2 protein-coding genes are annotated in these 1,804 nt (G+C 64.5%); both read left to right on the top strand.

Features of this window, described 5'->3' with window-relative positions; all coding sequences use genetic code 11:
- Window positions 1-64 precede the first annotated feature (64 nt).
- Complete coding sequence (locus EOA24_RS36595; RefSeq protein ID WP_126078422.1) at window positions 65-847, top strand: ATP-binding cassette domain-containing protein; 783 nt, start codon at window positions 65-67, stop codon at window positions 845-847.
- Between the two features lie 138 nt (window positions 848-985).
- The coding region (locus EOA24_RS36590) for a glycogen/starch/alpha-glucan phosphorylase (RefSeq protein ID WP_189354542.1) at window positions 986-1,804 on the top strand (819 nt) is incomplete at its 3' end.

Here is a 1,804-nt window from a genome sequence, read left to right as displayed (position 1 = left end):
CCGGCGTGCTGATCATCGGCGCCGTCGCGGTCGACCAGTGGATCAGAAAGGTTTCGGTGTAATCATGAGCCAAGTGCCTGTTCTTACCGCGCGCGGTCTCACCAAGCGCTACGGCCGCGTGACGGCGCTCAACAGCTGCGACTTCGATCTCTATCCGGGCGAGATCCTGGCGGTGATCGGCGACAACGGCGCCGGCAAGTCGACGCTGATCAAGGCGATCTCGGGCGCGGTGATCCCCGACGAGGGGACGATCGAGCTCGACGGCAAGCAGGTGCTGTTCCGCTCGCCCATCGAGGCGCGCGAGGCCGGCATCGAGACCGTCTATCAGAACCTCGCTCTGTCGCCGGCGCTGTCGATCGCCGACAACATGTTCCTTGGCCGCGAGATCCGAAAGCCGGGCCCGCTCGGCAGCTGGTTCCGGATGCTCGATCGTCCGGCGATGGAAAAGCGCGCCCGCGACAAGCTGACCGAGCTCGGCCTGATGACCATCCAGAACATCAGCCAGGCGGTGGAGACGCTTTCCGGCGGCCAGCGCCAGGGCGTGGCGGTGGCGCGCGCCGCCGCCTTCGGCTCGAAAGTGGTGATCATGGACGAACCGACCGCGGCGCTCGGCGTCAAGGAGAGCCGGCGCGTGTTGGAACTGATCCTCGACGTCAAGAAGCGCGGCCTGCCGATCGTGCTCATCTCGCACAACATGCCGCATGTCTTCGAGGTGGCAGACCGCATCCACATCCACCGGCTCGGGCGCCGGCTCTGCGTCGTCGATCCCAAGCAGATTTCAATGTCGGACGCCGTCGCGCTCATGACCGGCGCCAAGAAGCCGCCGGAGGATGCGCTGGCGGCTTGATTCCAGGATAGGTCAACTGCAGCAGGCAGGCTGCTGGCTCGATCACTAAATCGATTGAACGCATGCTGCAATGCGATAGGATGGGCTGGGAGAAACGGCGAAAGCCGCTATGATCAGGCCAACTGAACGAGAGGCGAAATGACATCCGCCATGACGATCGAAGCACCTGTCCTCGACCATCCCGATCCCAAGACGCTTGCCGAAGAAGTCCTGATGTCGCTCAAATACCGGGTCGGCAAGGACACCACCGTCGCCACGCCCTATGACTGGCTGACCGCCTCGATCAAGGTGGTGCGCGACCGCATCGTCGACCACTGGATCCAGGCGACCAAGGAAGCCTACGACCAGCAGGAAAAGCGGGTCTATTACCTCTCGCTCGAATTCCTGATCGGCCGCCTGATGCGCGACGCCTTCTCCAATCTCGATCTGATGGAGAACATGCGCGAGGCGCTGTCCTCGCTCGGCGTCGACCTAGACCTGATCGCTGGCCTCGAGCCAGACGCAGCACTTGGCAATGGCGGTCTCGGCCGTCTCGCCGCCTGCTTCATGGAAAGCATGGCGACCGTCGACATCCCCGCCCACGGCTACGGCATCCGCTACGCCAACGGCATGTTCCGCCAGGAAATCCAGGGTGGTTGGCAGGTCGAATTGCCGGAGACCTGGCTCGACCACGGCAACCCGTGGGAATTCGAGCGGCGAGAACGCTCCTTCGAGGTCGGCTTCGGCGGCTCGGTGGAATCGATCACTTCGAAGGACGGCCGGCTCGAGCGCCACGTCTGGAAGCCGACCGAGCATGTGCTGGCGGTCGCCTACGACACGCCGGTGGCCGGCTGGCGCGCCAGGCGCGTCAACACGCTGAGGCTCTGGTCCGGCATGCCGATCGACCCGATCCTGCTCGACAAGTTCAACGCCGGCGACCACATCGGCGCGCTGGCCGAAAGCAACAAGGCCGACGCG

The sequence above is a fragment of the Mesorhizobium sp. M2A.F.Ca.ET.039.01.1.1 genome, from assembly GCF_003998035.1.
In the GTDB taxonomy this organism is placed as follows: Bacteria; Pseudomonadota; Alphaproteobacteria; order Rhizobiales; family Rhizobiaceae; genus Mesorhizobium.
This window is presented reverse-complemented; position numbering and strand designations above follow the sequence as displayed.

Excerpts from the sequence above, each read along its gene's own strand:
- EOA24_RS36595 (WP_126078422.1), top strand. The coding sequence starts at position 65 with ATGAGCCAAGTGCCTGTTCTTACCGCGCGCGGTCTCACCAAGCGCTAC.